The 25,599-nt window shown below is 45.4% G+C and carries 22 protein-coding genes; 7 read left to right on the forward strand and 15 right to left on the reverse strand.

The window, feature by feature from the left end; translation table 11 throughout:
* Positions 1-16 precede the first annotated feature (16 nt).
* From NSS67_RS00185 to NSS67_RS00205, 5 genes are all read right to left on the reverse strand, one after another.
* A complete protein-coding gene (locus tag NSS67_RS00185; RefSeq protein WP_339317787.1) occupies positions 17-1,972 on the reverse strand; it encodes an alginate lyase family protein in 1,956 nt (651 codons plus the stop codon).
* A 100-nt stretch (positions 1,973-2,072) separates the two neighbouring features.
* Complete coding sequence (locus NSS67_RS00190) at positions 2,073-3,695, reverse strand: extracellular solute-binding protein (RefSeq protein ID WP_339317788.1); 1,623 nt, start codon at positions 3,693-3,695, stop codon at positions 2,073-2,075.
* A 58-nt stretch (positions 3,696-3,753) separates the two neighbouring features.
* Positions 3,754-4,614: a carbohydrate ABC transporter permease gene (locus NSS67_RS00195; protein ID WP_339317789.1), complete on the reverse strand. Its 861-nt coding sequence runs from the start codon at positions 4,612-4,614 to the stop codon at positions 3,754-3,756.
* Between the two features lie 10 nt (positions 4,615-4,624).
* On the reverse strand, positions 4,625-5,545 hold the full coding sequence (locus tag NSS67_RS00200) for an ABC transporter permease subunit (RefSeq protein ID WP_339317790.1): 921 nt from the start codon (positions 5,543-5,545) through the stop codon (positions 4,625-4,627).
* 278 nt (positions 5,546-5,823) lie between these two features.
* Complete coding sequence (locus NSS67_RS00205) at positions 5,824-7,980, reverse strand: helix-turn-helix domain-containing protein (protein ID WP_339317791.1); 2,157 nt, start codon at positions 7,978-7,980, stop codon at positions 5,824-5,826.
* Positions 7,981-8,398: 418 nt separating this feature from the next.
* Here NSS67_RS00205 and NSS67_RS00210 point away from each other — a divergent pair, with 418 nt between their 5' ends.
* Complete coding sequence (locus NSS67_RS00210) at positions 8,399-8,668, forward strand: hypothetical protein (protein ID WP_339317792.1); 270 nt, start codon at positions 8,399-8,401, stop codon at positions 8,666-8,668.
* A 4-nt stretch (positions 8,669-8,672) separates the two neighbouring features.
* Positions 8,673-8,915 carry a hypothetical protein gene (locus NSS67_RS00215; RefSeq protein ID WP_339317793.1) on the forward strand — a complete coding sequence of 81 codons (243 nt, stop codon included), beginning with the start codon at positions 8,673-8,675 and terminating at the stop codon, positions 8,913-8,915.
* A gap of 168 nt (positions 8,916-9,083) precedes the next feature.
* Here the strand turns inward: NSS67_RS00215 and NSS67_RS00220 are convergent, their stop codons facing one another.
* From NSS67_RS00220 to NSS67_RS00235, 4 genes are all read right to left on the reverse strand, one after another.
* Positions 9,084-9,308: a YezD family protein gene (locus NSS67_RS00220; RefSeq protein WP_339317794.1), complete on the reverse strand. Its 225-nt coding sequence runs from the start codon at positions 9,306-9,308 to the stop codon at positions 9,084-9,086.
* A 111-nt stretch (positions 9,309-9,419) separates the two neighbouring features.
* Complete coding sequence (gene cysW / locus NSS67_RS00225) at positions 9,420-10,283, reverse strand: sulfate ABC transporter permease subunit CysW (RefSeq protein ID WP_339317795.1); 864 nt, start codon at positions 10,281-10,283, stop codon at positions 9,420-9,422.
* A 514-nt stretch (positions 10,284-10,797) separates the two neighbouring features.
* On the reverse strand, positions 10,798-11,649 hold the full coding sequence (gene cysT, locus NSS67_RS00230; protein WP_339317796.1) for a sulfate ABC transporter permease subunit CysT: 852 nt from the start codon (positions 11,647-11,649) through the stop codon (positions 10,798-10,800).
* A gap of 96 nt (positions 11,650-11,745) precedes the next feature.
* Positions 11,746-12,873, reverse strand: a complete 1,128-nt coding sequence (locus NSS67_RS00235; RefSeq protein ID WP_339320454.1) for a sulfate ABC transporter substrate-binding protein — start codon at positions 12,871-12,873, stop codon at positions 11,746-11,748.
* 487 nt (positions 12,874-13,360) lie between these two features.
* Here NSS67_RS00235 and NSS67_RS00240 point away from each other — a divergent pair, with 487 nt between their 5' ends.
* Positions 13,361-15,616: an alpha/beta hydrolase gene (locus NSS67_RS00240; RefSeq protein WP_339317797.1), complete on the forward strand. Its 2,256-nt coding sequence runs from the start codon at positions 13,361-13,363 to the stop codon at positions 15,614-15,616.
* Positions 15,617-15,757: 141 nt separating this feature from the next.
* Here the strand turns inward: NSS67_RS00240 and NSS67_RS00245 are convergent, their stop codons facing one another.
* Entirely contained in the window at positions 15,758-16,807 is a 1,050-nt protein-coding gene (locus tag NSS67_RS00245; RefSeq protein WP_339317798.1) for a lactonase family protein, read from the reverse strand.
* Positions 16,808-17,057: 250 nt separating this feature from the next.
* On the opposite strand from NSS67_RS00245, the gene NSS67_RS00250 reads away from it, so the two are divergent.
* The 3 genes from NSS67_RS00250 to NSS67_RS00260 all read left to right on the forward strand — a co-directional run bounded on the left by NSS67_RS00250 (position 17,058) and on the right by NSS67_RS00260 (position 19,201).
* Positions 17,058-17,318 (forward strand): GlsB/YeaQ/YmgE family stress response membrane protein, encoded by a 261-nt coding sequence (locus tag NSS67_RS00250; RefSeq protein ID WP_042123669.1) that lies wholly within the window; start codon positions 17,058-17,060, stop codon positions 17,316-17,318.
* 221 nt (positions 17,319-17,539) lie between these two features.
* Entirely contained in the window at positions 17,540-18,040 is a 501-nt protein-coding gene (locus tag NSS67_RS00255) for a cytochrome c biogenesis protein CcdC (protein WP_339317799.1), read from the forward strand.
* Positions 18,041-18,238: 198 nt separating this feature from the next.
* Positions 18,239-19,201, forward strand: coding sequence for an L-lactate dehydrogenase (locus tag NSS67_RS00260; RefSeq protein WP_339317800.1), 963 nt, complete (start codon positions 18,239-18,241; stop codon positions 19,199-19,201).
* A 60-nt stretch (positions 19,202-19,261) separates the two neighbouring features.
* On the opposite strand, the gene NSS67_RS00265 is transcribed toward NSS67_RS00260, so the two are convergent.
* Positions 19,262-21,439: a heavy metal translocating P-type ATPase gene (locus tag NSS67_RS00265; RefSeq protein ID WP_339317801.1), complete on the reverse strand. Its 2,178-nt coding sequence runs from the start codon at positions 21,437-21,439 to the stop codon at positions 19,262-19,264.
* Positions 21,440-21,668: 229 nt separating this feature from the next.
* Here NSS67_RS00265 and NSS67_RS00270 point away from each other — a divergent pair, with 229 nt between their 5' ends.
* Positions 21,669-22,430, forward strand: a complete 762-nt coding sequence (locus NSS67_RS00270) for a CPBP family intramembrane glutamic endopeptidase (protein ID WP_339317802.1) — start codon at positions 21,669-21,671, stop codon at positions 22,428-22,430.
* 332 nt (positions 22,431-22,762) lie between these two features.
* Here NSS67_RS00270 and NSS67_RS00275 read toward each other — a convergent pair whose 3' ends face one another.
* From NSS67_RS00275 to NSS67_RS00290, 4 genes are all read right to left on the reverse strand, one after another.
* Positions 22,763-23,128 carry a metalloregulator ArsR/SmtB family transcription factor gene (locus tag NSS67_RS00275; protein WP_042123658.1) on the reverse strand — a complete coding sequence of 122 codons (366 nt, stop codon included), beginning with the start codon at positions 23,126-23,128 and terminating at the stop codon, positions 22,763-22,765.
* A 106-nt stretch (positions 23,129-23,234) separates the two neighbouring features.
* Positions 23,235-23,969 (reverse strand): ABC transporter permease, encoded by a 735-nt coding sequence (locus NSS67_RS00280; protein ID WP_339317803.1) that lies wholly within the window; start codon positions 23,967-23,969, stop codon positions 23,235-23,237.
* 2 nt (positions 23,970-23,971) lie between these two features.
* Complete coding sequence (locus NSS67_RS00285) at positions 23,972-24,688, reverse strand: ABC transporter permease (RefSeq protein ID WP_339317804.1); 717 nt, start codon at positions 24,686-24,688, stop codon at positions 23,972-23,974.
* A complete protein-coding gene (locus tag NSS67_RS00290; protein ID WP_339317805.1) occupies positions 24,685-25,596 on the reverse strand; it encodes an ABC transporter ATP-binding protein in 912 nt (303 codons plus the stop codon). Before NSS67_RS00290 ends, NSS67_RS00285 begins: the two co-directional genes overlap by 4 nt.
* Positions 25,597-25,599: the final 3 nt, after the last annotated feature.

Here is a 25,599-nt window from a genome sequence, read left to right on the forward strand (position 1 = left end):
AAAGGTCCCCCCTTGTTCAAGCCTGTTTACATATGTGCATGTCACTTTCATTTACCGTAACCAAATATCGCTCTCCAAGCTCGAAGGCAAAAACACCTTCCTCTTCTTCAATAATCTGAACCGCAGGCTGCTGTCCACCTTCGAAAGGAATAAGCACCGTCAAAAATGTAATACTACCGCTATATCTATCCTGGAAGCGCACCCTAGTCGAAGGCCTTGAGATATCGGTCTCATCGGACAGCCTTCCCTCCAGAAGATCCAATTTCCCCGTATGGCTTGTCGCAATCGCCAGATTCGCAATATCGCTAGTCGCAATCACGCCGCCCAGGCTCTCTTTCACCTCGACAAAATCCAGATGGAAATAACGCTGAACGCTATGGTCAGTTAGTCCTTCTACCCGATCTGCAATAACAATGAAAAGATTATCGACTAGCGAAATATGCCGATGATGGACAACCGGATCATAGTTTATATGGCTGGCGCTGGCGAGCCGGTAGAAGCCTCTATCCTCTACATTGTAGATTCCACCAGGCTTTTGTGGCCCAAATTTAAAAGCAGAAATATATTCAAAATGATCTCGCTCATCAATAAGCAGTGTAGAATGATAATTTGAGCTCTTAAACTGCTTACGGTCCTCATCATCCCGATAACAAAAAAATCCAGGATCGCAAATCATGTCTTTTCCAAGCGCCGTAAAATCAAAGCTCATCAGATCGATATGTGCATGGGCATTCTGAATCGGGCTTTTACATGTAAACAAAAAACTGAGTGCCTTCGAATCCCAGCCGCTGCGGATAATCGCTTGATCTAGCGTACGATTCCAAAACGTAGTCGGCTTATCCAATACAAACTGTCTGCCCTGCAGAGAATGTAGTTCTTCCACGAACTGGCGGACATCAAGCGCCCTCCATACATGCTTGCTTGCTTCACGTACCACTTCAGTTACATCGATCAAATTCGTCGCAAGCCCCAGCCAGGAAATATCATTTAACGCATAATACCCATAGACACCGGACATTACAGCAAGTGGGTTCGCATAGGAATCACCGACAGGTACACATTTCCCGGTTGGTCTTAACGAGTAAATGGAGTAATCTAGATTTTTTCTGAACCGTTCCATGTATTCTGGAGAGAACTGAAATTGAAAACGGTTAGCCAGAACCACAGCCAGCCCAAACCAGAACATGCAGCCATTATGATACGATGGGCAGCCCTCGATTTGACCGCCGTCCTCCGTCAGCTGCACCATGCTGCACTTTTCGATGCCCTCGATCGCAAAGGCCTTCCATTCCTCAGCTTCTTTCAGCTCGGGAAAATAAAGAGCAGTCGTCAGCAGGCCCAAGCATTCCATTAAATAATGATTATGATCCGCTTTAGGCCACAGCTGAGGCGACACGTTGCGCAAAGCCCTTATTTGCTTGTAAATGACCGTTAAATACTGCTCCAATACGGTCTCCGTAAACAGCTCCGAGTGACCTAAATGCTCTAGAACAAGCGGCCAAATTTTGTAGGCACGGATACCCATCTCCAAAACCCTCAACGGATGGCATTCCGAAAAATACCCAATCGGCTTTTCGAGCAAATCCTCAGGAATAGAGACCGTCTCGATCCAGTCTAGCATTTCGTCGATGACCTTGAGCCCGTACTTCACATCCTTCGTGAGCGAGTAGGCTTCCAGCAAATCCTGCCAATAATTCATCCGATTCAGCTGCCATAAATATTCATTGTCATTATGTCTGCGCTCCAGCCAGCTGGGCGGATTCCCGACAAACTCCCTGACTCCCCCTGTACCGGGAAGCATGATCATCCCTTGATAGGCGAATTCGGCATTTGCGATCGTCTCGCGCACATGATCAGGCATATGAGCTGCGATATAGGCGGCCTTCTCATCCATCGGCTCAAGCCGCGTACGTAAGTTAGCTAACAGCTCCGTCGTAGTCATCGGCTCTTTCAGCAATGATTGCAGATTCATTTATCCATCTCCGTTATGTTATTTTCGTCTAGGTAACGCTTACAATACAGAATGAATACTCCCTCCGAAATCATCTCAACTTCGGAAGGAGGGATTCCAGCTATTTCATGTAACGGTCGTACGCAACCTGCTCTAGCGCAAGCAAATCCTTGATACCTAAGTCTTCTAATTCCTTAATATACTTGCTGAATGTCTCATCGTTGATCGGTTCCACACCGAGCACCCATCTTTGCAGCTTTTCCTCCACATAGGTCAGTACGCCCGCGTTTAACTCTTCAAATTTAGACCGTTCCTCGTCTGTATATGAAATTGGTGGATAAGCCTCCATAATATAACCATTGTTAATATATTCCTTGATGCCTTTCAACGCAGTCACGTTTGTCCATTGCTCTTCGTAAGCGTAGTCTTGATGGAAGGCGAGTTCCATCTGGGCTCCCTCTTCTTGAAGCTGTTGAATAACAGTCTTTTCTGTATTTTTCAATACGGATTCTTTAAACTTCGGTTTGCCATCCACGAGGTCGTAGTGTTTTCCTTCGATGCCAAAGTTCATCAGTCTCCGGCCCTCTTCAGAGAACCAGAAATCCATATATTTGATCGCTTCGACGGGATGCTTGGTTGCCGCCGAGATTCCCCATCCGCTTGCATGCGTCTGCTTACGGGAGCTCTCTTCGAGGACTTTACCCTCGGTATTCGCAGGAGGCGTCATCGGAACAAAGGCGAAGCCCGGAATCGTAGATCCAAGAATGTTATTAAAGTTAGCCGTGCTAGCGAACCAGTCATGCGTTATGCCGCCGACATTGTCTCCGAGCAAAATGTCGCGCGCCTTTGCTCCACGGGTGAAAATTTCTTTATCGATTAAGCCTTCCTTATACCACTTCGCTATATTTTCGATTGCCGTCTTATAACCTGACTCATACATGCCGTACTTGACGACACCGTTGTCCGCGTAAAATCCGCGTTTGGCCGCATCGGCCCCGCCCCGCACGCCCCACTGGATCAGCAAATCGTAAATTCCATCCAGCTTCGTCCGGCTGAAGTATGGAATTTCATCGTTTACTCCGTTACCGTTCGGATCTTTTTCTTTGAATGCTTTCAATAGCGCATACAGCTCATCTACCGTTTTCGGCTGCTCAAGTCCCAATTTATCCAGCCAATCCTGGCGTACAAACCAGCCCTTAGCAGCCGGTCCATCCGGAGTAAAGTTAAGGAAATACGTTTTACCGTTATAGGCTTTCATATATTTGGCTGCATCTGGATGTTCGGAAAAAAACTTCTTAATGTTCGGGGCATGCTCTTCGATCAGTTCATCTAGCTCAAGAAAGGCCCCTTCAATCCCTAGGCTGTCGTACTGTTCCTTAATTTGATGATGCACCAGATCCGGGATTTTCCCGGAAGCCATCATTGTATTGAACAGTTCTTTACTATTCGTCGAGGTCTTAGATGCAGTTCCTTTTAACTTAATATTGGTCATGGCTTCCGCTTCTTTGAAGATGGGCCAGTTATCGTCGTATATAAACGTGTCAGTGTAGTGCATGTGGATCGTCAGTTCAAGCGGATCTTTAACGATCTGGTGCCCGGATAGCGGCTTTGAATCCGACGCTTTTGAATCTTTCGCTGGGCTTCCACTATTTTGCGAAGCGTTATTGTTACTACAGCCTGCCAACAGCAAACCGACTGTCATCATGATTATTGCAGATGATTTCATCCATTTTTTGTTCCCCACATTCATGACCTCCCAATATTGGTTTCTTGCTTTCGTTGTAAAATGATTGAAGTAGCCACTAGCCTTTGACGGAACCAATCATAGTCCCTTTGACGAAATATTTCTGAATGAAAGGATAGGCTGCGACAATTGGAATAATGGAGACGATGATCGTCGCATAAATAATTGTTTCCTTTGAATATACCGCCATATTCCCCATCTCGTCATTCACGTTCATCTCTACAATGAGTTTCTTTAGCAAGACTTGTAGCGGTACCTTGCTCTCATCGCTCAATAGGATCATCGTCCAGAAATAGCCGTTCCAGCGGTGTACCGCATAGAATAATCCGATCGTCACAAGAGAGGCTTTGGACAGCGGCAGATACACCTTCCATAGGATCGTTAGATCATTCGCTCCGTCAACCTTTGCCGCTTCCTCGAGTTCCTCTGGAATGCTCTGGAAGAACGTCCTCATGAGGAAGACATAGAAGGTCGTAATCGCAAAACCAATAACGATCGTAAACCTGTTGTCTAGCATGTTTAAATCTCGGAAATTGAGATAGGTCGGAATCATACCTGGTTGGAACCACATCGTCAGTGCGATAAAGAAGCTGATGGCCGTACGCCCCATAACCCGTTTCTTGGACAGGGCATAGGCACCGCAAACGGTGAGAATTAAATTGACGATTACGCCGAATATGGTGTAATAGAACGTGTTAAGATAGGCAATCCAAATCCCCTTCTCCGATAGTACCTTTGCATAGGAATCAAAGTTAATATCGTGCGGCAGCAAGAGCACCTTGCCTGTAACGACCGCTTCGGGGGAGCTGAGGGATGCAGATAAGACATAAACAAACGGGTACAACGCAAGCAAAGCGATTATTCCAAGAAATACACAGTTAAAGATATAAAATAGCTTTTCGCCTCTAGTTTTTTTCATCTTCCATCACCTACCATAATCCAGTCTCCGTTAACTTCTTGCTCATCTTGTTGGCAAATACGACGAGAATAAATCCAACGACGGCATTAAATAGTCCCACCGCTGTCGCCAGGTCGTAACGTGCATCCTGCAGACCTGACCGGTACACATAGGTGTTAATAACGTCGGCCGCCTCATAGGTGGCTGGCTGATACAGAAGGATGATTGCCTCATAGCCAACTTCCAGCATGGAACCGACCTTCATGACAAGCATGATTGCGATCGTTGGAATAATGGCGGGAAGTGTGATATGCCACATCTGCTTCCATTTATTAGCTCCATCGATAACCGCCGCTTCGTACAAGGCCGGATTGACGCCGGACAAAGCGGCTATATAGATGATGGTACCAAACCCCGCTTCCTTCCAAATATCCATGGATCCGATAAAAATCGTTCGGAAATAATCGGGATTGGTCAGAAAGTATTGCTTTTCGCCACCCATCATCTCAATCAGGATATTGATAATACCGTTACTAGGAGCCAAGAAGTTGGTAACAATCCCAGCTACGACAACAACCGAAATAAAATGCGGCAAATACGTAAAGGTCTGCACCGTTGTTTTGAAAATTCCATTCTTCAATTCGTTAAATAACAAAGCAAGGATAATCGGCACAGGAAACGCGAACATCAATTGATACAAACTGAGCAATACCGTGTTTTTTAATAGCCGCCAAAAATATGGACTTTTAAAAAACGTCTCGAAGTGCTCAAACCCAACCCAGGGGCTCGCTTCGATGCCTTTATATACACTAAAATCCTTAAAAGCGATTTGCAGGCCGTACATTGGCTTATACGCAAAGATGATATACCAAGCCAGGAATGGTATCAGCAGCAGATAAAGATAACGGTCTCTGAGCAGGTTTGATTTTATCTCTTTAAAGTTAAGCAGCACTCTCTTCTCCTCTCGCAACGATGTTTAGCTGATCCTCTCAGGAGCGCTCCCATTTGAAAGGTCAGCGTTGCAATTTAAACTATAGGAACGAATGTAAGCGCTGTCTATCGCCATTATTTCATCTAGCATCAACTCTTTATGTCGTGGCCCATAATGTGCATTATTTCATGTATCAACATTTTCTCGTTATAGAGAAACGCCCGTCGAACATACAATAGCCGCCTGGCACTTAGGCTAGGCGGCTATTGTTAAATCAACAATTTTCATTATATGAACCTTTATTGGTTCTCACTAAGCTTTTTTGCGTACTGGCCGGGAGCTAAGCCTTCATATTTACGGAACATACGAATAAACGTATTCGCATTGTTGCAGCCGATCATTAGCGCCAAATCGCCAATTTTGATATCTTTCTGCTGGCGCATAATTTCTTTGGCTTGCTGGACCCGATAAAAATTCAAATAATCTTTAAAATTTTCGCCGGAATGATTTTTGAACGCGATGCTGACATAACCGGGAGAGAAGTTAAACTCCTCCGCGATCATGCTAAGTGATAAGTCCCTGTTATAGTTGTCATGAATATACTCGATCATACGCTTTACCGTTCTGTTATCCATCATTTCATTCTGCTGATCGATCGTATCAAGCATGGCGCTATACAAGCCCGTGATGGCGGAAACCATCCGCTCCTTCGATTCGCCGTGCTGCACGATGTCCAGAGATTCCTTGTGGGTTTGAACGAACTCTTCAAAAGACATATTCAACTGCTGGATAATTCGACTCAGCGTGGCTAACACAAGCAAACTGAACTGGTCGAGCTGCTGCCGCGTTAACTGCCTTTGCTCCAAATTTTCCGATAAAAGACGGTTCAGCGTGTTTAATGCGTTTTCCCGCTTTCCGCGAATCACATAGCTGATCAGCTCCCGTTCCGTATCGATAGGGTAATAATAGCTGACCATTTGAACTTGACTGAGTTGTTTATAGGTAATAACGGAAGTCCTATCAACTGCCGATCTCCGCTTTAGGATATCTAGCGCCTGGGTAAAGGAGCGGTCGATTTCGCCGGCGGAGGCTACAGGGCGGCCGACAGCTGCAGTCAATCCGAATGCATGTGCGTCCTCGATTAGAGCCATCGCTTTCACGAGCTTCTTCTGAATCAATTCCGTTTCGGACTCACTGATTATAAAAACAAATTTGGTGAAATCATGATCAAGCAGCTCGCAAGGAAAATCAAATTTCAACTGTTCATGAATGATCAAGGAAGTCTTTGATTTTATCGTAAGAATCGCATCTTTCGAATATTGCTCCTCTAATTCCTTAGCGTTCGAGAATGAAATCACGCAGACGGACAAGGTCTCGCGAAGGCTTTGTAATTGATGCATATCCAGCAGGTCATCCACCTTGTCCGGAGGTACGAGACCATAGAGCAAATCACGCAGGAACTTGTCTCTCATCGAAAGCCTGTGCTCATTTAGCGCGGATTTCAACTGTTCATTGGCTTTGCTTATACTCGTCGCTGTCTCATTCAGGAAAGCGAATTCGTCTGCTCCCGCAGGCTCCCCGTAGCTTTTGAACAATCCGACGAGATGACTAACGGGCCTATACATGCGTCTGGAGATCATATAGGCGAACGCAAGTCCCGTAAAGATAAGAATGGCTAATAAAAGTACAGCTCCTTTCAAATTCGGTGTAAAGGAGTCTACCAACGAGTAGTTCTGTGTAACATACATATATGACCATTGTGGCATCGTTTTCGAGCGGATCAAATGGAACTCGAATTCATCATTGGATAGCTTTGTATAATCCCCGGTTGCCTGTTCATCAAGCTGTGCCAGTGGGTAGGCAAGCAATTGCTTTCCCCGTTTATCGTCAAAGCTTGATTTGAGCGTAACGTATCGACCATCCTCGATAATCGCAAACGCTTCTTGCGTATCAGGTGACAGAGGCGGTAACAGCAATTGTTCAAAGAATGAGACAACAAAAAATAATGAATTCCCTATACCTACCCTTTCTGGATTAACGATTCTTATGGATACGCTTTCACCCTTCGTCAATGTTATATCCTTGCTGCTCGATAGCGTTATGGTTGGACTCGTGCTGTCTGTACCTAATTGTGCAAAATCCTCATTAGTCATTCCCATATCTTCCATATAGCGTCTTCTATCCGACGAAATTTGCGGCGTAATGACCAGATCGTCGTTAGTCTTCATTAAATCGATGCTATAGCCAAATTCGGAGAATGCATCTATATGTTTTTGCAGCGCATATGAGGTTTGTGTGATCTCATAGTAATTGCGATCTTGTTCAGCAAATTTAACAACATGCTCATTTAATCTCAGTTGTGCGATTAGATTGAAAGAAACGCCCAGTTTCGTGTCAATTTTGTCGCGCGATTGCATGAGAAAATTCTGCTGATTTTGACTCAATTCCGATCTCACTCTTTGGCCGTCCTTAAAAAAAGACAGGCAGACCGCAATCATGGTGTAAGCGAATACAATAATAAGATATGCAATAAGCAATTTTGAGAAAAAAGACCTTCTAAGCAATTTTGATCTCCCCTTGGCGATTCCTTTATAAATTGAAAATCACCTAATGTAAAAATTGTATCCTCATCGGGTGATTGTATCTCCTTACATTCTTTTGAAAATATCTAACTCACACTATATATGAATATGAAAATCCCGTCTATTACCAAAATCCACTAAGCTATACAAACAACACATCCACCGTAGTGGAAAGTATTAAATTCTTGAATCCTATTGCTAACTATGTGGAATAGTATCTATAACAATACTCTTAAAAGGTTGGTGAAGCATAATGTCTCCTGTAGCAAAGCTTTTTAAATGGGGAACGTGTGTGTATGAGGCCTTTCTGGCTCTGCCTGTCCTCGGCGGTCTCTTTATTATAGCTAATGGTTGGGTCCCACTTGCCATTGCTTTTTTGCTCCACGCTGTAGCCATTGTTATACTGCAAAGAGAGCGGAAACCCATCATAGGAAACGTTCTAGGCATTATCACCTCGATTTTAGCGTTCATCCCGCTCTTAGGTTGGATCATGCATGGCATCACTGCGCTCGTACTGCTGGTTGAAGGGATTTCCTCTTCACGTCAGGCAAACCGTTATTAATAAGATGCCTGTATCGTCGGTCGGTCGCTTGCTTGGTAAAAAGATAACAGAGCAGCGTTTCTCCATGTTTGGAAGAATCGCTGCTCTGTCTTTTGGTTTGTTTGCAATGCTGCTTAAGGACCCAGATGACGTTATTTGCGATTTATTAGCCTTTGGAGCGCGGTTTCGGACTCCAATGCAGCTATTCATTAAAAAGAGCTACCTATTTGGTGTTTTTTATGCCAATAGCGATTATCGGGTCCGTTAGCATGCCAAATGTGCCAAAAAACTGCGTTTAGGGTCTTCTGAGTCCGATCGGTGCTTCGTATCAAAAAACAGAGGAGTTGCCCCAGCAGGGATTTCAAGGCCGCTGAGGCAACTCCATAATTTTTATCCAGAAAGATTATAGATCCCTATATGATTGCCCGAGAGTGTATCAACGTCCTGCCGATTGGGAATCGGCCCGCCGGTTTCCGTTCTCACCAATGTAACGCCCATTTGCATTGCCATTGCCATTCTCAAAACGTTTGCGTTCCGTACGCTCCATCTGAACAATCTGACCTTCGTGCACCACGATGTGCAAAGAGCCAAATTCCATATCATCCAGAAGCCCTGCAATCCGCGTTAGCCATAAATCATCCACTTTCAGCGGTTTAGCCATTCTCTAGCCTCCCTTTCCCCATCCAAAGGATTATATCCGCCTAATTTCCACAATTCCGTTATTACCAACCAGTATACTATGGATTAACTTAGCATGGAACCAAAAGCACTGTCAATGGGCATTTTTTCGTGATAACCAGCTTTTAATAATCATTGTCACTAAGGCCAACAACAGCAGCAGTGAAGCTACTGCAAACGACGCTGAAAATTGATATTCATTGTACAAAATCTCAACGTGCAGTGGCAGTGTATTCGTCTCCCCACGAATATGCCCGGACACCACAGAGACTGCACCGAACTCGCCCATGGCTCGCGCATTACACAAAATAATGCCATATAGTAAACCCCATTTTATATTAGGAAGCGTGACTCTGAAAAAAATTTGCCACCCGTGTGCTCCGAGGGTAATCGCCGCCTCTTCCTCCTGTGTCCCTTGGTCCTCCATCAGTGGGATCAACTCACGCGCCACAAAAGGAAACGTCACAAACAGCGTCGCGAGCACGATCCCCGGAAGAGCAAATACGATCTTGATATCATGTGCGCTCAGCCAAGGACCAAACCAACCATTAGCACCGAAGACGAGCACAAAGATCAGACCGCCGATAACTGGAGATACTGCAAAAGGGAGGTCAATCAAGGTAATGAGAAATCCTTTGCCACGGAAGCGAAACTTAGTGACTGCCCATGCTGCCGCTACGCCAAAGAAAGTGTTCAGTGGCACAGTGATCGCCGCAACAAGTAGCGTCAGCCGCAGAGCGGAACGAGCATCCGGATCAGTCAGGGCAGCTATATATACATCCCAGCCTTTTTTCAGCGCCTCTGTCAGCACGACAACCAATGGCAGAGCAATCAGCCAAAACAGGACTAATCCAGCAGCTCCGATCAACACCCATTTTACAACCTTGGTTTCCGTTGTCGCTGGCGAGGACGTATTCTTCTGTAGCCGAGGGGCTTGGAGTGGGACTGTGCCTGCCAAAGTTATTCCTCCTTTAAAGGGTTTTACGAAGACATATTTAGCTTTTAAAAATGCAGACTCGCGGTAAATTGAAGTGCTTCGAGTAAATTTGGGAGTTATCGGGCTCTGCCATCTCCGATTTTGTTAACCCTAATTATTGGTAATGGGTCACTCCAACGAATATTGGACTTCCGATCGCTGTTATCCTCAGATTTCCTGATTTGAACCGCTCTCCGCGGTAGAAATCCGAGGATAAAGGCGAACGCTACCGCTTCTCCAGTTCCAAAATTCCTCTCCGTTCCTTTCTTACCAGCCATCTGGTTTCAAAACTTCGAGATCGCTATCGCTCCTCTTCCGCCAAAATTAATCTTTCACCCTTAATTTTCACCTGAGGATTCTGCATTTTACGGAAGCAAGAATGCTTCGTAAAATTAAGTCGTCATCTACCTGTTAGGATGTAGCTTCGCTAGTACTCGCTCAGCAAAACAAACCTTACAAATTAAATACTTGGAATATAGAGCGTAAACCTCAAGACCTACCGAGAAGTCTTACGCACCCAACGCTGAAGAGTGTTAATGACCAACAGCATTAAGAAGGAGATAAGGAGCAGAAGCAACGCGACAGCGGTAGCCCCAGCATAATCATATTGCTCCAGTTTGGACATGATCAGCAGCGGAGCAATCTCCGTTCGCATCGGCATATTACCAGAGATGAACACGACGGAGCCGAATTCGCCAATACCACGGGCAAATGCTAAGGCAAAGCCTGTTAACAGCGGCGGGAACAGCTCCGGGAATACTACTGAACGAAACGTTCTCCAGCGGCCTGCACCGAGCGTTGCCGACGCTTCTTCCATATCTCGGTCCAAATCCTCCAGCACCGGCTGTACCGTTCGGACAACAAACGGTATACCGATGAACATCAAGGCTAAAGTAATGCCCAGCGGAGTAAATGCCACCTTTAATCCCAGCGGCTCAAGCCACGATCCGATCCAGCCATTTGTAGCATAGAGAGCCGTCAAGGAGACACCAGCTACAGCCGTTGGCAAAGCAAACGGAAGATCGATCAGCGCATCAAATATTCTTTTGCCCGGAAATTCATAACGTACCAGCACCCACGCCAACAGAAGACCTAGAATAGCATCTACAAAAGCGGCCGCCGCTGCCGTAGATAGACTGACACGATACGAAGCCAATACGCGAGGGTCCGTAGCTACATCCCAGAATTTCGCCCAGCTCAGCCCAGTAGAATTGAACAACAGCGCTGAAAGTGGCAAGAGTACCACGAGACTCAGGTAAAGTACACTGTACCCCATCGTTATCCCAAAACCGGGTAATATCTTTCGCCGCGTTATTGCCGGTGCACCTGTAGTAGTGGTGACATCCATCCCCTATTCATCCTTTCTCGCCTTCGGCTTGTTAGCCGATCAGCCCCTTACTAGGGACAAATCTCATAAAAGCATCATCTTCATTTTATTAATCTGTTATTTAGCACCCGGCACATAGATCTTGTCAAAGATCCCACCATCGTTAAAATGCTTCTCTTGTGTTTCTTTCCAGTTTCCGAATTTGTCAGCCAGTGTGAATAACTTAATCTCCGGGAACTTATCTTTATATTGTTCCTTCACGCTATCCAGCGTAGGACGGTAGTAGTTCTCAGCCGCGATTTTTTGTCCTTCTTCACTATAGAGATATTTCAAGTAAGCCTCGGACACCTCACGCGTATTTCTTTTGTCCACAACCTTATCTACGATTGCTACCGGTGGTTCTGCCAGAATACTCTCGGATGGATTTACGATATCGAATTTGTCTGGACCAAGCTCTTCAACGGAAAGATAAGCTTCATTCTCCCATGCAATCAGCACATCACCAATTCCACGTTCAACAAAAGTGGTCGTCGAACCCCTCGCACCGGTATCCAGCACCGGAACATTTTTGAATAGCTCTTTTACAAATTCTTCAGCCTTAGCTTCGTCGTTATTGTTATGATCTAGCGCGTAGCCCCATGCCGCCAAGTAGTTCCAACGTGCGCCACCTGAGGTTTTCGGATTCGGTGTAATTACCTCTACGCCTTCCTTTAGCAGATCCGGCCAATCTTTGATTCCTTTTGGATTCCCTTTACGTACTAAGAACACGATCGTCGAGGTATAAGGTGAGCTATTATGATCAAATTTACTTTGCCATTCTTCATTGATAAGTCCTTTTTCCTGCAATGCATCAATATCATAACCAAGGGCCAGTGTGACTACATCCGCTTCGAGACCATCAAGCACAGCACGACTTTGCTTACCTGATCCACCATGAGATTGTTTAATCGTGACCTTCTGTCCGGTTTCTGTCTCCCAATAAGCTGCAAAAGCTTTATTGTAGTTCTCATATAGCTCACGAGTAGGATCATAGGACACGTTGAGCAGTTCCACTGGATCTTTGGATGGCGCTTTTGTAGCTTCAGCAGCATTCGTGGCCTCCGCTGAGTTGGTTGTTGCTGGTGTGTCCGTTGCCGAACTAGCACTATTGCCACTATTGTTATTGCCGCCGCAAGCAACAGTAAGTCCTGCCGTCAGCAACAAGGTAAATCCTACAAGAAGTCCTTTATTCATTTTGTTCTTCATCATTTCCACTCCCCCATGTTTTTTCTTGCCATCATTTCTTTCTTAAAATATAAGAAGGTATAAGTTTCACGTTATACATTATCCTTATATTTCTCGCTTAAACGCTTACCGTTCTTATTAGGAAGTCGAGGCGTTTTAAGCTTGGCGGTAACAAAAAGAACGGAGGAAAGCCCACGTATGGCAGGTCAAACCGGTCCTATGACACGTGTCTGCGAGCCTAATGCAGGCGTTCCTCCGTTTGTACGGTAAGAACTTTCTTCAATTATTCCTATCTACTTAGTTGGTTATAAGGATATAATACTGAAACCCTTTATCCGTGTCAAACCTTTTTTTCCAAACACTTACAACGGAATCTTCCAAATACCACGCTATACAGGCAATGGAGTGGGTTCCTGTAAGATCCACTTGTTATTGATGCTATAAAGTAATATTATTGCTACAGCTTATGGTCTATAGAAATTACCGCTTAATGTCGGGAGTGAGAATCATGGGTATGGATTTAGAGTACATCCCTGCGCCGATAAGACCACGGCTTCACAGGCGAATGACTAAAGAAATTGGACGAAGGATTAGGGAAACTTACCGTTATGATACAACGGTCTGGAGGACAGCAATCGCTGGTCTTTGGATCGTTTGCTTTTTGGCTTTCACGACTGCTGTATTAGGCATACCGACTGGACTCGGGGTACCTACTGATATTGCCCTTGCTGCAGGTACAAGCACTATATTGCTTGCAATTTCCAGCAATATTATTGCCATACTAATAGCGTTGACCGGACTGCGTATCCCACGACTATTCGCTGGCTGCGTATTGAGCGATATTGGAGCTATCCTACTAATTTTATATTACGCTGATTTTGAGATTGAAGCTGCGGCTCTCATCGCTGTCTTACTAGCACTGCTTGGTGCGTTAGGCGGATTAGCCATCGGTTTGCTTCGTAGTAAAAGAGTAACCATGGGGATTCTGCTAATCATTGCAGTGACTTTTTCCCAAATCACTCTGGCAAAAGGAGTGCAGGAACTACCTACTTTGGAACCCATTGATATCAGTGACTCAGACGTGATTCCAGTGACTGCCGCAAATCCAGGACTACCCGGCAACCAAGCTTATCAGACCTTCACCTATGCCAGCAGTAAGGATCTGCATCGTACGGAGTACGGCAAGGATACAAGTGTGATCTCTTCTACAGTAGATGCTTCTGCTTATATTAAGAATTGGTCAAAGCTGCGGACTTTATTCTGGGGATTCGATTATAGTTCACTTCCACTTAACGGCCGAGTATGGATGCCAGAGGGTGAAGGGCCTTACCCGGTAGTCCTGATGGTGCACGGAAATCATATGATGGAAGATTACTCTGACGGAGGGTACGCTTATCTCGGTGAACTCTTGGCCAGCCGAGGGTTTATCGCAATCTCCCTGGATGAGAACTTTCTGAACTATTCTGCTTGGTCCGGTATTCCGGACAATGATTTCAAAGTACGAGCCTGGATCATTCTTAAGCATCTGGAACAGCTTGCGAATTTCTCAGATGAGCCGGGCAATCCTTTTTATCAAAAAATAGATTTCACAAAGACCGCCCTGCTCGGCCATAGCCGCGGAGGACAAGCCGTAGCTATGGCTGCGGACGCCGAACGTTGGTTCAAAAGTGATCCCGTTATGACCGCAGTAAATCGTTTTAGTATAGCTTCTGTAATCGCCCTAGCCCCTACGGACAAAACGATAGATGATCAGCAAGCCCGTCTTAAGGATATCAACTATTTAACTTTGCAAGGGGCTCGCGATGGGGATGTACATGATTTCTACGGTGATCGGCAGTATATACGGTCTTCTTATTCCCAAGGATCAACTGCATTCAAAAGCTCGCTATATATCGCAGACGCCAATCACAGTCAATTCAACAGCGATTGGGGTGCGTATGATCAGACATTACCTGCTGGTCTCTTTTTAAATCGAGCGCAAATTATGGAAGCAGATAAGCAGCGGCAAATTGCTAAGGTATATGTATCAGCTTTTCTAGAGACTACCTTGCATGGAAAAGACGAATATCAGAGCTTATTCAGAGATTACCGCACTGGACTGAAATGGCTGCCGGATACCACTTACTATAATCGATTCCTAGATGGGGGATATCGGCCAGTAGCCACATTTGACGAAGACCGCAACAAGAACACCGTTAAACTCGGAACAGCAGAAGCAACAGGATTATCCTGGATGGAAGAGCTCGCCAAAGATCGTGAATCGAAGAGTAAAGCCACTTATGGCGTCGTTCTTGAACGCACAGCCAAAAAGAGCGAGGAAGCCTATTACAACATCAAGCTTAAAGATAATGTAGTTACTGAAATTTCCCTTACAGGCGCAGAGGGCCTGACATTCTCCCTCGCAAACCTCAATGGTGATTTCAAAGATGAACTAAATATTCCGCTACCTCCTAATGTAGAGGTCGAGTTAACCGACAAGAATGATACCTCGGCACGCTTGCCGCTAAGTGAGGTAATGGATATTCTTCCACTACCACAAACACAGTTCACGTTATTCCCATGGCTTGAGGAACGAATTAATGATGGGAAGTACGGCGATCTATCCGAAGCAGTTTTTCAAACCTATGAGATACCGTTCGAACAATTTCAAGCGTTAGCACCCGAGCTAGAGCCTGACAGCCTGACGGAAATCACCTTCTATCTTGAAGAAGAGGGAGATAAGATCATGCTTGACGATATCGGCTTCTATGATCTAGGAATTTGATATTCGCTTTAAGGTAACTTGCCATTATACTATATAAGGCCTTCCCCTCAGCACATATACAGCTGATTGGAAGGCCTTTTATTTTGATGAATTTCGGGGAATAGCCCCTAATATTGAAACATACAATAACCTATTCCCAGCCTACACGGCTTGAATACAGACCGGTGTCTTTATCTTCAGCTCATTCCCTGTAGGAATTAATCTACCACTGTCACTGTCGATGGAGAACGAAATAATATTATCGCTATTTTGATTAGCGGCGAGTAGCTTGCCACCAATGATAGCGAAATTACGCGGAGTACGTCCGCCAGTAACCTGCCAATCTACCGCTTTAAGATGACCTGTTGAAGCCTCAATATGGTACAGGGCGATACTGTCTTGTCCCCGGTTCGAGACGTACAGAAATCTACCACACGGTGATACATGAATATCGGAAGCTGTATCATCACTACCCGCATTATATTGCTCCGGAAGAGTGCTAACATGCTGTACAATGCTGAGGTTTCCGTTCTGTTCATCATTAGCAAATACCGTTACTGTGCAGTTTAGTTCATTCGCCAAGTAAACCCATTGTCCTGAAGGATGCACAGCCAGATGGCGTGGTCCTGAACCAGGTGGCAGATTAATCTCCCGATGCTTAGCCAGCTTACCTTCTTCAAGACGATAGATCAGAATTTGATCCAGTCCCAAATCGCAGACCAGTATATGCTTGCCGCTTCCGTCCGGAATGACGGAGTGCGGATGTGGAGCTTCCTGACGGTCTTCACGAATGCCTGAACCTTCATGCTTCACTTGGTCGGACATTACCTGAAGCGAACCATCCGCATTTACAGGAAATGCATTGGCATTGCCACCGGAATAATTAGAGACGAATATGTAATCTTGCTTAGGACTGATCGAAACATAACAAGGAGCGCCACCTTCCGTTGGACGACTTCCAAGTGGACTCAGCGCTTTAGTAACAGGATCAATCGCAAAAGCATAGACCTCGCCTTTATCCTTCTCACTAACCGCATAGAGCACGCTGCCTGTGCTGTTTACTGCTAAAAACGATGGATTCTCAATTCCCTTAGTACCCTCAAGAATCTTCATTTCCCCTGTTGAAGGACTAAGCGAGCATAATAGAATAGCTTCCTCATCCTCAGGGTTATACGTTCCTACATAAAACAATACCTCATTAGGCCGTTCCATAGTAGCGACTCCTTTGTCTGTATGAATTGTATTTACTTCTTAATTACCCTTTACTGATAGCATCTTACTCAGTATTTCATAATATTTTTTCACTATAGCATGTTTATAGTTGTAATACATTATCGAGTTCGCATTTTGTGCTCATTCCCTAACTATTCCGGTAAAAGTAAGTTTTTACAAGTGGTTTAAACATGATTAGCAAGGTTAATAGTAGACATCGCAAACAACAAAACGAAGGAGTTGAAGTAACATGAGTTTTTTATGGATGTTAATTGTTGGTGGGATCATTGGTTGGTTAGCTGGTCTGATTATGGGCAGAGATATACCAGGAGGGGTTATTGGTAACATTATCGCCGGTATTATCGGTTCATGGCTCGGTGGCGTGCTTCTAGGAAGTTGGGGACCTAAAGTAAGTGATTTCTACTTCTTCCCTTCTTTGATCGGAGCCGTTGTTCTGATCTTTATCGTCAGCCTTATTCTTCGTTCGACAAGCGGACGCAGCCGTTCATAAGCTTAGCTTAACTAATAATATTAAGGCTGTTTTCCAATAAAATAGGAATGAGTAACAATAGCAGGTCAAGGCGGTTTACCCTTGGCCTGCTATTTGGTGTTTTTGGTCCTGATTCGGACGGAATAGCACCTCTGTACAGCGACTATACTTCAATGTTCTGTCATCATCTTTCTGTTATAATGGAGACTCGAGAGTCTCAAATCATAGAGAGGTCGTGAATTATGGGTAACATAAACCCCTCACTTCTACATATCGGCTCCACTTTAGGGGCTTTATTCATGGCGCTGATGGTTATTTTTATTCGGCTAAAAGCTAGTGCACGTCCAGTTACCATTCGAAAAATATGGATTCCACCTCTCGGAATGTCGACCGGCTTTGCCATGTTCGTTGTACCAGAAGTTAGGTTCCCTTTATGGTGGGCGGCCCTCGCCTTTCTAGTTGGCTGGTTCATCTTCGCGTACCCACTAATACGCAGTACGAACTTCGAACAACGGGATGGTCAAATCTATGCTCAGCGGTCTAAGAGCTTTGCTTTCATTCTGCTAGGACTTCTTCTAGTCCGCACCTTACTCCATGAATTTATTAATGGTTATGTTACGATCCCACAGTCTGGTGGACTGTTCTTCATCTTGGCCTTCGGTATGATTCTCCATTGGAGATTCTTTATGTACAAACGTTATAAGGCTATGACTCCCTCGGAGGCACAAGCCTTACAGTCATAAGTATACATTGTTATTCTAAGAGGCCATCTCAATCCATACGATTGTGATGGCTTCTTAACGATTGAATGCCTTGAAGTGAAAAAATCATTTTTTCTGTGTCCGATGTTAGGTAACTTATAGAGGGATACGTTAAAATGAATTGAGAATCATTTGGATATCCATGCTGCGTATAACTTTTAGAGAGTGAGGTCAAGACAATTGAAAAGTAAATCGAGAAAAGTCGCCATCGTCGGTGCTGGGATGGTCGGTTCCAGCTGCGCCTACTCCATGGTTAATCAGGCGATTTGCGACGAGATCATGATGATCGACCGCACCTATGACCGAGCTATGGCACAAGCACTGGATCTCTCGCACTGTATGGATTTCACAAACACACGCACAAAGGTGTATGCCGGAACCCATAGCGACTGCGCAGGAATGGATGTAGTCATCTTGACCGCCGGCGCTAATCCAAAGGCGGGGCAGACAAGGCTTGACGTTCTGGAAGCCTCTGCAGTTATCACTAACGAAATCATCACCAAAATTATGGCTGGGGGATTCGATGGCATATTCGTAGTCGCCGCTAATCCGGTCGATATTGTCACTTATATGGTATGGAAAATATCAGGGCTGCCACGCCACAGAATTATTGGTACAGGAACCTCCATTGACTCCTCGCGCCTAAAGACACTGCTGTCCGATGTGTTCTCCATAGATCCGCGCAGCGTTAACGGCTACGCGCTCGGAGAACACGGTGAATCCCAATTTGTAGCTTGGTCGCATGTGACCATTGGCGGCAAGCCTATCCTGCAAATTATGGAGCAGCATCGCGAGCGGTTCCAGCATCTGGATTTGGAGGATATCTCCCGCAAGACCAAAGATGCGGGCTGGGAGATATTCACCAAAAAAGGCTCCACACATTTCGGTATTGGCAGTGCACTGGCCTACATTACTCGCTCCATCCTGAACGATGAGCACAAGATCATTGCCGTATCCGCAATTCTGGACGGAGAGTATGGGCAAAGTGGTGTATGTGCCGGCGTGCCAGCCATTATTGGCAACACTGGAATTCAAGAACTTCTGGAGCTTAATCTAAACACCGAAGAAGCGGAGAAATTCAACGCCTCCTGCAGCATTGTCCGCTCAGGCATTGAGAGCCTACACTTGGAAAACAACAATTAAAAAAATCGCTACTTTAGGGATTGGTGAATCATCCACCAATACCCCAAAGAGCGATTTTTTTTACCTTGGATCTTTAACCTTTAATGCTCGAATACTGTTTAGCACAGCAAGAACGGTTACTCCAACATCTGAGAAGACAGCTTCCCACATCGTGGCAATCCCGAACGCACCGAGTAGGAGAAATATAGCTTTAACACCTAAAGCGAAAATAATATTTTGCCATACGATCATCCGTGTACGCTTAGCAATTCCGATGGCTACTGCAATCTTCGAAGGCTCATCGGTCATAATTACAATATCTGCCGCTTCAATCGCAGCATCGGAGCCCAGTCCACCCATTGCGATCCCGACATCGGCTCTAGCCAGTACCGGGGTATCATTAATTCCGTCTCCAACAAAAATAATTTTATCGCGAGGTGACTTCTCACGATCCAGTTTCTCGATGGCTTCTACCTTATGCTGCGGCAAAAGCTCAGCGTGCACCTCATCTACACCTAACTGCTTCCCAACATCTTCAGCTACAGATGAGGCATCACCAGTGAGCATCACCGTTTTGCGAATGCCAAGTTTCTTGAGGGTCTGAATGGCCTTCAGTGAGTCTTCTTTCACTTCATCAGCAATCACCAGATAACCTCCATACTGATGATCCACCGCGATATGAACAACTGTACCGCTCTGCACTGGCACCTCATAAGCTATACCCTCTCGCTCCATCAGGCGCGCGTTACCTGCAAATACGGTCCTACCTTCGATAGTAACCTCGATCCCATGACCAGAGATTTCGTTGTAATTCGAGATTGCTTCCTTAGAAATCTGTTCTCCATAAGCCGTCCGAATCGATTCAGCAATCGGATGATTGGAATGGCTCTCCGCATATGCGGCAGTCCGCAGCAATTCATCCTCAGACTTACCACCCGACGGATAAATTCCCGTTACCTTAAACTGCCCCTTGGTCAATGTTCCGGTCTTATCAAATACAACGACTTTCACATCATTCAATGCTTCAAGGTAGTTGCTTCCTTTGACCAGAATACCGCTGCGTGAAGCTGCACCAATCCCTCCGAAGAAACCAAGTGGAATCGAGACCACAAGTGCACATGGACAGGAGATGACTAGAAAGACAAGCGCCCGATAAATCCAATCTGAAAAGGTTGCGCCGCTAATTAACAGCGGAGGAACGACAGCCAGCAGGACTGCTGTAATCACGACTATAGGTGTGTAAGCCCGTGCAAATTTAGTAATAAAGTTCTCGGTTTTGGCTTTGTTACTTGAAGCATTCTGCACCAGTTCTAGAATTTTAGATACGGCTGATTCTCCAAAGGTCTGCGTGACTTGCATCGTAATAACACCGTTCCGATTAATAAACCCACTTAATACTGCGCTTCCCGGCCCAGCCGAACGCGGCACGGATTCGCCTGTAAGTGCTGATGTATCCATCATGGCGCTACCCTCAAGTATCGTTCCATCTAGAGGTACCTTCTCGCCCGGTTTCACGACAATCACATCACCGATAGCTACTTCCTCAGGGGAGACTCGTTTCAGATCATTTCCAAGCTTAAGATAAGCAAATTCGGGACGGATATCCATAAGTGCCGTGATAGATCTGCGTGAACGGTTTACTGCCAGACCTTGGAACAGTTCTCCGATTTGGTAAAAAAGCATAACTGCCACGCCCTCAGGATACTCACCAATGGCAAACGCACCGATGGTTGCGAGAGCCATCAGAAAATTCTCATCAAACACCTGACCCCGGATAATGTTCTTAACCGCCTGCCAGACGACTTCACCACCCACGATGAGGTAGGCTGCTAAGAAAATCAGCAGTTCAACTACACCCTCCACCGGCAAGAATATTCCGGCAAGAGCGAGTATCCCACCGCCACCTAGCCGCAGTAAAATCCTACGCGTATCACCTTCCCCATGCTCATGAGTATGACCATGGCCTTCAGCAGCTTGATGATCGTGATCATGTCCATGCGGCTTGCGATTGCCTTGACCCATTTCCTTCACATTTATATGGGGCTCAAGTGCCTTGACCGTTTTCTTTGCTTCTACAATCGCCGATTCCTCATAACCTGCGGCGGTTTCCATCGTCATTGTCTTCGTTACAAAATTAACGGAGCAAGACGAAACCCCTTCAATCTTCTTCACATTATCTTCAATTTTCATTGCGCAATTGGCGCAATGCAAGCCTTCTAATTCCCACTGACGTTTTACCTTTTCTTGCATCGTATCCATACGGCACATCTCCTCAAATAAAAACCATATATGAGCACTTGTTCATATGTTATCTTATTGCTATTATATTCCCTTTATTTTTGAAGGTCAATAAGCGATATACACCATTTTTCTCTTTTTCCATGAAAATTAAATAAATTGACCTTTTCGCTAAAATATGTAAAATCATGTATGATCGCACTCAAGATGGATTGGCAACTGAATGATATAGAAAGGATGAATGTAGACCATGTCAAAGCATGCTAAGACATCTTCTTTTTCACTGAAACACCCTATTTGGACCGTTGTTATTATTGAGGTACTGTTACTTTTAGCTGTATCTGCCACCGGGACATACGCTACGATTAAAGAGCTTTCGTATACCGCGCCAGTACTGCTCTCCTTTACTCCAATCGCGCTTGTACTGATCATCTATTTTATGGTTAAGAACAAATGGAGTGATCTTGGCTTCCGTCCTCTGAGCACCATATCCTCTGAGAAGTGGATCTATTATGCACCTCTAGTGGTCGTCCTGATCACCATATCCTTTAAAGGTTTTCGTGAGATCAGTGCGTCTGAGGTATTGTTTTTTCTCTTCTTCACCCTGCTTGTTGCCTTTGTGGAAGAAAGTATCTACCGCGGATTGATTTTCAAGACTTTGCTTACTAAGGGTGCTACAACGGCTGTGATTACTTCAAGCATTCTATTTTCTATTACCCATTTACTCAATGCATTATCTGGTACAGACATATCGCAAATCCTTCTACAGCTCGTATATGCTCTTCTGATCGGTTTTGTGCTTTCTTTGTTAATGCTGAAAAATAAAAACATTGTTCCGCTAATATTGTTTCATTGGGTACATAATCTGATTCAGTTTGTTGGGAATGATAATACAAGCGAATATATGGGTATCGATCTACTCATCCTTCTAGTGCTCACTGTACATTGTGTCTGGCTGGTTCTATCTTTTAGAAAACCAACCGTGCCGAGCAACCTAAAGCAATCTAGTTAATAAGCTTACTCCTTATTCGCGCGAACCAAGCAGCTATCGGACCCCGTTGACCTTAAAAGCAGCATTTTCCCTATTTTGGAATGTTACTCGGACCTTAGAGCCGTTATTGGCATGAAAAAGGTCAAATACAGGTCTCTTTTTAAGGAATAGCTGCAATGGGGTCCGAAACTCTGCGCCAAAGACGATAATTTAGCAAATAGCGTCATGTAGGTCCGTAAGCCTCAGTGAATGATTAGGACTCGACATAAAAAGAAGAGGGAATCCCAAAAGCCATGGAATGGCTGCTAGGATTCCCTCTTCTTTTTGCATACAAAAACCACTTAATACCTAGGCTATTCGTGACGGACATGCTCATGTGTCTGCAGAAAAATCTGCTCCACATGCGCATCGTTCAGCGAATAGAATACAGTCTTCCCTTCTTTACGGCGCTTCACAATTCGTAAATTCCGTAAATAACGGAGCTGATGGGATATCGCAGATTGGCCCATATCAAGGATCACGGACAAATCGTGTACACATAACTCTTTCTGGGACAAAGCGTAAATGAGCCGCACTCGTGTGGGATCACCCAACGCTTTGAACATTTCTGCCATTTTATCAGTGATTCCTCGGTCAGGCAGGATCAATGCAATGGATTCCGGTTCAAGCTCCGAACCCTTGCATGTGTTATCACAATCCTCTAATGCCGTTGGCTCCATGCTATCGCCTCCTCCACAGCTATTCAGCTTCGCTGATTATTCTTCAATTATATGAAAACCAGCTCTGGATGTCCATTGAGAAGACGATTGTAAGCCTCGCTGCAAATTAGACCGCTTTACGATAAAAGGAGATCAGTCCCGCCATAAAAAACACAATAAAGCTGCCGCCCACTACCATCATCAGCGTTTCAAATGGTAAATTAAAAGCACCAAACGTATCATCACCATACGGCATCATGGCTAACATCGGTTGTACCCAAGGATAATAGGGGCCATAGGTTGATGAATTGGCGATCAGCATATTGGGAATGGTCAGACTCACATTAAGCGCCAGCGGTGCGCCGAAGCTGCTCCAGCCTTGAGAAATAGCTAGCTGCAGTGCAGCGAGTGGCAGACAGGCAACAAAGCCACCAAATACCGAGCTTAATAGCAGCGACCAAGGAATTGCATCCGGAACATTTCGGAATAAACCCATTCCCAGGACCATAACGAGGAACGTTAGTTGAACCGCAGCCAGCAAGCCGATGATCATCACATATTTTGAGAGATACACTGATAACCGGGTTACAGGCAGAGACAGCAACATCTTCCAACCTCCGTCATGATGCTCATAACGACAGATCAGCGCAGCAAAAATACCCGAGAGCACAGGTAGAAACAGCAAGGCATGCATCATCGACATTACATTTAATAGCAGCTCCCAGCTCATCTTCTCCCCTTGATTATCTGCTAATGCCCCGGGAAGCAATGCTAAAATCGGACTACCTATAACTAAAAGCCATACATATGATTTAGACATTTTTAATCGCTCTGCGGATAGCACCCTCCAAAATGAACTCATCGTTAATCCACATCCTTTCTTGCGAAATGCACTGCACCCGGCAAAAGCACCAGCATCCCCAGGAGCAAGCCCGCACCGCTAAACAAGAGACGATGAGAAGAATCCCAAGCCATATATGGCCATGTTAAAGGAACCCATTCCGAAAGAAACATGGAGAAGATAGACACCAAGGATAAGGTAATCCCAAGAGCAACCGGCAATGTCTGATTACGGTTAGCCAAGGAAAGCCACAGCTGCAAAGCGATAACCGGCAACGCCGCGATATAAGACATAAAACCAATTCGGAGCACATCTAAGTACGGTATAAGCTCAGCTTTAAATCCCAGAATAAGCCCTAAGGTAACTGTGCCCACCGAGAGTAGCAAGCAAGAAACCGCGACAAGTAGCAGACAGAGCACCAGCTTAGCCATAAATACTGAAGTACGAGAGATAGGCAGTGCCAAGAGCTGCTTCCATGAACTCATCTGATGTTCAACATTCGCAATCAGTGAGCATACTAAGGTCCCTCCGAGAAAAAGAGCAATGGGCACAAATGAGGCCACATTGTCCAGAAGCCCACCCCATAAATCCGCGCTATACTGCTCGCGAAGATAATCATATCGAAGGCCGAAGTTCAGGCCCTGCATGGCTACAAGTCCAAGCGGTCCAAGAAACACTAGAAACCAGAGTCCTTTGCCACGGATTTTGAGCCAATCCGCCGACAGCGCCCGCCACATCATGACTGCTCTCCTCCTACAACCTGCAGGAAGAAGTCCTCAAGCGACTGTCTCCGCTCCTCTACACGATAGACGGCATGCCCATTCTCTACCAAGGCTTTGACTAGCAAGGCTACTCTTGCATCAATCATTCGGGAGAAGACCAGCTTTTGGTCTTGAATTATCCCTGCGTATCCCCGTTCTTCAGCGAGATGCAGCGCGGATTCTGGGTCCGACACCGCTAGGCGCATTTCTCCACCGGCCTGACGCTGCAGATTCGTTATGGTATCTTGGTACACCATTTGCCCTTGGCGGATGATACCTACAGTATCTGCCATTTGTTCAATTTCACTAAGCAGGTGACTGGATACTACAACAGTAATCCCTTGCTCCTGCGGCAAGCGTTTAATCAGCCCGCGTATTTCTTGAATCCCTGACGGATCAAGTCCGTTCGTCGGCTCATCCAGAATAAGCAGCTCTGGTTCCCCGAGCAAGGCAGCAGCAATCCCTAGTCTCTGCTTCATCCCGAGGGAGAATCCTTTAACCGGACGTTTCTCTTCCCCTGTTAAGGAAACAATATCAAGCACCTCAGCAATCCGTGACTTCGGAGCACCAAGGATACGCCGAATGGCTTCGAGATTATCCACAGCGCTCAAGTGCCCATAATAGGATGGAGATTCAACTAGCGACCCTACCTTCCGCAAAATTTGCAGCTTATGCTTGCGAAGATCCTGGCCGAATACTTCAATCCTTCCAGATGTCGGAGTTATTAGTCCAAGTAGCATACGGATCGTCGTTGTTTTCCCAGCCCCGTTTGGGCCTAGGAAGCCGTAAATCTCTCCTTTACGGATGTTCAAATTTAAATTTTCCACCGCAGCTCGGCCACGGTATTTTTTCAATAAATCCTTCGTTTCAATCACTGTTTCGTTCATGTT

The organism is Paenibacillus sp. FSL R10-2734 (genome assembly GCF_037963865.1).
Classification (GTDB): domain Bacteria; phylum Bacillota; class Bacilli; order Paenibacillales; family Paenibacillaceae; genus Paenibacillus_AQ.